This window comes from Mesorhizobium sp. M7A.F.Ca.CA.001.10.2.1 (assembly GCF_003998575.1).
In the GTDB taxonomy this organism is placed as follows: domain Bacteria; phylum Pseudomonadota; class Alphaproteobacteria; order Rhizobiales; family Rhizobiaceae; genus Mesorhizobium.
The window spans coordinates 1-6,165 of sequence record NZ_RZQY01000348.1; the positions used below are offsets into that span (position 1 = coordinate 1).

6 protein-coding genes are annotated in these 6,165 nt (G+C 63.7%); all 6 read left to right on the plus strand.

All coding sequences use genetic code 11. The features are described from left to right. Positions 1-572, plus strand: a 572-nt coding sequence (locus EN964_RS21150; protein WP_164775912.1) for an ABC transporter permease, incomplete at its 5' end; no start/stop codon positions are given. Further along, on the plus strand, positions 565-1,413 hold the full coding sequence (locus EN964_RS21155; protein ID WP_127269247.1) for an ABC transporter permease: 849 nt from the start codon (positions 565-567) through the stop codon (positions 1,411-1,413). The genes EN964_RS21150 and EN964_RS21155, both read left to right, overlap by 8 nt. Continuing rightward, entirely contained in the window at positions 1,410-2,288 is an 879-nt protein-coding gene (locus EN964_RS21160) for an ABC transporter ATP-binding protein (protein WP_127269248.1), read from the plus strand. The genes EN964_RS21155 and EN964_RS21160 overlap by 4 nt, the downstream gene beginning before the upstream one ends. Next, positions 2,281-3,117: an ATP-binding cassette domain-containing protein gene (locus EN964_RS21165; RefSeq protein WP_127272535.1), complete on the plus strand. Its 837-nt coding sequence runs from the start codon at positions 2,281-2,283 to the stop codon at positions 3,115-3,117. The genes EN964_RS21160 and EN964_RS21165 overlap by 8 nt, the downstream gene beginning before the upstream one ends. A gap of 77 nt (positions 3,118-3,194) precedes the next feature. Next, positions 3,195-3,794, plus strand: coding sequence for a VOC family protein (locus EN964_RS21170; protein WP_127272534.1), 600 nt, complete (start codon positions 3,195-3,197; stop codon positions 3,792-3,794). Between the two features lie 141 nt (positions 3,795-3,935). Continuing rightward, on the plus strand, positions 3,936-6,165 hold a 2,230-nt coding region (locus EN964_RS21175; protein WP_127276706.1), incomplete at its 3' end, for a bifunctional salicylyl-CoA 5-hydroxylase/oxidoreductase.

The window sequence follows — 6,165 nt, forward strand, 5'->3', positions numbered from 1 at the left end:
TCCAGTGGGGCATCATGCTGTTCCTGTTGCTCAGCGTGCTGGTGCCGATCTTCGACATTTCCGGGCGGGTGTCGCCGCAACTGGACCTGCCCTTCGTCACCCAGTTCTATCTGTTCGAGAGCCTGTTGCGCCTGCGCCTCGACCTCACCTGGGATCTGCTGAAGCACATGCTGATGCCGGCCGTGGCGCTGGCGCTGCCGCTGGCAGCAATCATCTCGCAGCTGCTGAAACAGTCGCTGAAGGAAGTGCTCGACCTCGACTACGTCGTGCTGGCACGGGTGAAGGGTTTTTCGGAAACGCAGGTCATCCTGCGCGAGGCCTTGAAGAATGCCGCTTTGCCGACGCTGACACTGGTCGGCGTGCAGTTCACCTTCCTGATCGGCGGCACCGTCATCGTCGAACGGCTGTTCTCCTATGAGGGCCTCGGCAATATGGCGATCGACGCCGTCATCAACCGCGACCTGCCGCTGATCCAGGGCATCGTGCTGGTCTTCGCGCTGCTGTTCGTGCTGATCAATCTCAGCGTCGACATGATGTATGCGCTGCTCAATCCGAGGCTGCGCCATGGATGAGGGCCGTGCTCGAAGGCGAGGTGTGTCGCCACGCCTGTGGCTGGCCGGCGGCTGGCTGCTGCTGGCGCTTCTGGCGGCAATCTTCGCGCCGCTGGTCGCGCCGCAGGATCCGCTGGCGCAGGATCTGATGCTGGAGCGGTTGCCGCCATTCTGGATGAATGGAGCCGAACCCGGCTATTGGCTCGGCACCGACAGCCTCGGCCGCGATCTGTTGTCGAGGCTGATCTTTGGCGGCCGCATCGCCTTCATCGTCGCCTTTTCCGCAGCCGTCGCTGCGTGCCTGGTCGGCTCGACGCTAGGCCTGATCGCAGGCTATTTCGGCGGTTGGGCCGACCGCATCATCTCGCGCGTCGTCGATGTCTGGATGGCCTTTCCGCCGGTGCTGTTCGCCATATTGCTGGTGGCGGTGCTCGGCACGGGCTTGAGTTCCGTCATCCTGGCCATCGCCATCATCGACTGGACGCGTTTCTGCCGGGTGATCCGTGCCGAGACAATGGGTCAGTCGCGCATGGACTATGTCGAGAATGCCCGCATTGCCGGCTACGGCCGCATCGGCATCATGCTGCGCGAAGTGCTGCCCAATGTGGTGCCGTCGATCGTCGCATTGCTGTCGCTGGAAATGGGCATCGCCGTTATCGTCGAGGCGATCCTGTCCTTCGTCAATCTGTCGATCTCGACCGACGATCCGACCTGGGGAGGCATCATCGCCGAGGGCCGGCTGTCGATCCATCAGGCCTGGTGGGTGCTGGTGTTCCCGCTGATCACGCTGATCCTGACCGTGCTGTCGTTCAGCCAGTTCGGCGAGGCGCTGAAGACGCGTTTCGATCCGGTGCTGCGATGAGCGCCTGCCTCGACATCAGGGATTTGAGCGCGGTGCTGCCCAACGGCCAGCGCGTATTGCGCTCGGTGTCGCTCTCCGTCCAGCCCGGCGAGGTCCGCGCGCTGGTCGGCGAAAGCGGCGCCGGCAAGACGATGATCGGCAAGGCGGTGCTCGGTGTGCTGCCGTCGAGCGTGCGCATTGTCGAAGGCGACATGCTGCTCGAGGGTGAAGACCTCGGCAAATTGCAGCCCAAGGCACGACGCACGCTGATTGGGGCGCGCACGGCGCTGATCCCGCAGGACCCGCTGACCGCGCTCAACCCGTCGCGGCGCATCGGCTCGCAGATGACCGACCGGCTGGTGCGCATCCTCGGCTGGAGTGGCGAGAAGGCCGATACCCGCATCCGGCAATTGCTGGACGAGGTGCAAATCCGCGATCCCGACCGCGTGCTGAAAAGCTATCCGCACGAACTGTCCGGCGGCATGCGCCAGCGCGTGCTGATCGCTGCGGCCTTCGCCGCGGAGCCAAGGCTGATCGTCGCCGACGAGCCGACCACGGCGCTTGATGTGACCGTGCAAAAACAGATCCTGCGGCTGATCGTGCAGTTGCAGCGCGAGCATGGCACGGCGATCCTGTTCGTCACCCATGATCTCGGCGTCGTCGCCAAGATCAGCCAGAGAGTCTCGGTGCTTTATGCCGGCAAGGTGGTGGAGGAGGCCGACACGGCTGCCCTCTTCGCAGCACCGCAGCATCCCTACACGCGAGCGCTGATGGCGGCGACGCCACGCTACACCGATCCTTTCGCCTCGCTGAAGCCGGTGGACGACGAAGTCCTCGCAGGGCTTGCTTCAGAGATCGCTGCCGCAGACCAGGCCTGGAGGCGGTCGCATGGTTGAACCGTTGTTCTCCGTGCGCGGGCTGAAGGTCGCGCTGCCCGACATGACGCGCAAGCCGCTGATCGGCCGCGCGCCCTTGGTCGAAATCCTGAAGGGCCTGGATTTCGACCTGCCCAGGGGCTCGGTGACCGGCATCGTCGGCGAATCCGGATCCGGCAAATCGACGCTCGGCCGTGCTCTGGTGCGGTTGCTGGAACCGAGCGCCGGCAGCATAACTTACGACGGCCGCGACATCACGCATCTGCCGGAAGCGGAACTGCGGCCACTGCGGCGCAATCTGCAGATGATTTTCCAAGATCCGATGTCGTCGCTCAACCCGCGCCGCACCATTGCAAGCATTATCGCCGCGCCACTCAAGCAAAATGGCCTCGGCGACAATCTCAAGGCGCGCGTTGCCGAGGCGCTGCAGCGCGTCGGCCTGCCGCAAAGCTTCGCCAACCGCTATCGCCACGAATTATCGGGCGGCCAGCGCCAGCGCGTCGGCATTGCGCGGGCGCTGGCGCTGTCGCCGAAATTCGTGCTGGCCGACGAGATCGTCTCAGGGCTCGACGTGTCGACGCAAGCGCAGATCCTGACGCTGCTGGAAAAGCTGGCGGCGGAAATGGGGCTGACCGTCGCTTTCATCAGCCACGATCTGTCGGTCATCCGGCGGCTGTGCCGGCAAGTGATCGTCATGCGCGAAGGCGTGATCGTCGAAGCGAGCGCCACCGACGCCTTGTTCGACAAGCCGCAGCAGGCCTACACGCGCGATCTCATCGCGGCCATTCCGCTGCCCGAGATCGATGCGAACTGGCTGGACATTCCTTCCGCCGCCAAGGCGCCGACATGAATGCATACGCACGCCGAAGAGCGGGCCTCGGGCGTGCGACCAAAAGACCCAAGTCCCGCCAAATGGAGAGGACTGACATGAAGACCACTATCGCAATTGCAACGCTGGCCGCCACGATGCTCGGCAGCGCCGGCATGGCCTCGGCGGATTCGATCCCGGGCATGCGCGGCCACGACCACACCGGCATCACCGTTCCCGATATGAAGCAAGCGGTCGACTTCTTCACCGAAGTGGTCGGCTGCAAGAAGGCGATGTCGTTCGGTCCGTTCGCCGACGACAAGGGCACCTTCATGCAGGATCTCCTGGGCGTCGACCCGAAGGCGGTGATCGAAGAGGTCACCATGGTGCGCTGCGGCTATGGTTCGAACATCGAGCTGTTCAAATACACAGCACCGGACCAGAAGAACCTGACGCCGAAGAACAGCGACATTGGCGGCTTCCACATCGCCTTCTATGTCGACGACGTCGCTGCCGCCAAAGCCTATCTCGAAGGCAAGGGCGTCAAGACGCGGATGGGGCCGCTGCCGGTCAAGGAAGGGCCGGCGGCCGGCCAGACCATCCTCTATTTCCAGGCGCCGTGGGGGCTGCAGCTGGAAGCGATCAGCTATCCCGACGGAATGGCCTATGAGAAGGACGCCGAGACGGTGCTGTGGAGCCCGAAGAACCCGGAAAAGTGATCCGGCAGCGCGCTTGCGCGATGACACGCAGGCGCGCTTTCGCCATGTCAGGACAATCGTTTTGATATAAAACTTTAAGCTTGAAATATCTTGTCGCCGGCGCGATACTGAACTCCAGCAAGCGAAGAGGAGATCGCAGACATGAAGGTTGCGGTTCTCGGCGGCGGACCAGCTGGCCTCTACTTTGCCATTTCGATGAAGCTGAGGGACGCCGCGCACGATGTGACGGTGTTCGAGCGCAACCGCGCCGACGACACGTTCGGCTGGGGCGTCGTGCTGTCGGCCGAGACGCTCGACAATCTGTCGAAAAACGACCCGGTCAGCGCTGTCTGGATCAAGAAGCACTTTGCCTACTGGGACGACATCGCCGTCATCCATGACGGCGTGCGCACGGTCTCGTCAGGTCACGGTTTCTGCGGCATCGGCCGCAAGCGGCTGCTGGTCCTGCTGCAGCGCCGGGCGCGCGAACTCGGCGTCAAGCTGATGTTCGAGACCGACATCGCCGATCCCAAACCTTACATGGAGACGCATGATCTGGTCGTCGCGGCCGACGGCCTCAACTCCAGGGCGCGCAACGCTTTCGTCGACATCTTCAAACCCGACATCGACACCCGCAAATGCAAGTTCGTCTGGCTCGGCACCAACCAGAAATTCGACGACGCCTTCACCTTCATCTTCGAGAAGACCGAGCATGGCTGGGTTTGGGCGCACGCCTACCAGTTCGACAGCGACACCGCGACGTTCATCGTCGAGTGCAGCGAACAGACCTGGACTGCTTTCGGCTTCAGCGCGATGTCGCAGCAGGAATCGATCGCTGTCTGTGAGCGGATCTTCGAAAAACATCTCGGCGGCCACGCGCTGATGACCAATGCCAACCATATCCGTGGTTCCGCCTGGATCAATTTCCCGCGCGTGCTGTGCGAGCGCTGGTCCTACAAGAATCTGGCGCTGATGGGCGATGCGGCGGCCTCAGCCCATTTCTCGATCGGCTCCGGCACCAAGCTGGCACTGGAAAGTGCCGTGGCGCTGGCCGAATATGTCGAAACCGAGCCGGACCTGGATGCCGCCTTCCGTAAATATGAGGATGCCCGCCGCACCGAGGTGCTGAAGCTGCAATCGGCGGCGCGCAATTCGCTGGAATGGTTCGAGGAGGTCGAGCGCTATCTCGGCCTCGATCCGGTGCAGTTCAACTATTCGCTTTTGACCCGCTCGCAGCGCATCAGCCATGAGAATTTGCGGCTGCGCGATGCCGAATGGCTGGGCGGTGCGGAGGAATGGTTCCAGCGCCAGGCGGGCGCCGGCGGCAACAGCCTGCGCCGCGCGCCGATGTTCGCGCCGTTCAAGCTGCGCGACATGAGGCTGCAGAACCGCGTCGTCGTTTCGCCGATGGCGCAGTACAAGGCCGTCGACGGCTGCCCGACCGACTGGCATTTCACCCACTACGCCGAGCGGGCCAAAGGGGGCGCCGGGCTCCTCTATATCGAGATGACCTGCGTCAGCCCGGAAGGTCGCATCACGCCCGGTTGTCCGGGATTCTATGCGCCCGAACATGAGGTGGCGTGGAAGCGGCTGGTCGATTTCGTCCACACCGAAACCGAAGCCAAGATCTGCGCCCAGATCGGCCATTCCGGCGCCAAAGGTTCGACCCGGCTTGGCTGGGAAGGCACCGACGTGCCGCTGGTCTCCGGCAACTGGCCGGTGATCGCCGCCTCGGCCGTGGCGTGGTCGCCGCAGAATCAGGTGCCGAAGGCGATGGATCGCGCCGACATGGACCGCGTGCGCGACGAATTCGTGGCTTCGGCCGAGATGGCCGATCGTTGCGGCTTCGACATGCTCGAGATCCACGCTGCGCATGGCTATCTCTTGTCGTCCTTCATCACGCCGGTCACCAACCGGCGCACGGATGAATATGGCGGTTCGCTTGACAATCGGATGCGCTATCCCCTCGAAATCTTCCGCGCGGTGCGCGCTGCCTGGCGGGCGGAGAAGCCGATCTCGATGCGCATTTCGGCCAATGACTGGGTGGGCATCGAGGGCGTCACACCGGCCGACGCGGTCGAGATCGCACGGCTGCTGCACGAGGCCGGCGTCGACATCTGCGACGTCTCGGCAGGCCAGACCTCGGCACTGGCCAAGCCTGTCTATGGCCGCATGTTCCAGACGCCGTTTTCCGACCGCATCCGCAACGAAGTCGGCATGGCGACGATGGCGGTCGGCAACATCTACGAGCCGGACCATGTCAATTCGATCCTGATGGCCGGCCGCGCCGATCTGGTGGCGCTGGCACGGCCGCATCTCGCCGATCCCTACTGGACACTGCACGCCGCCGTCACGCTCGGCGACCGTGGTGTCAAATGGCCGGATCCCTATC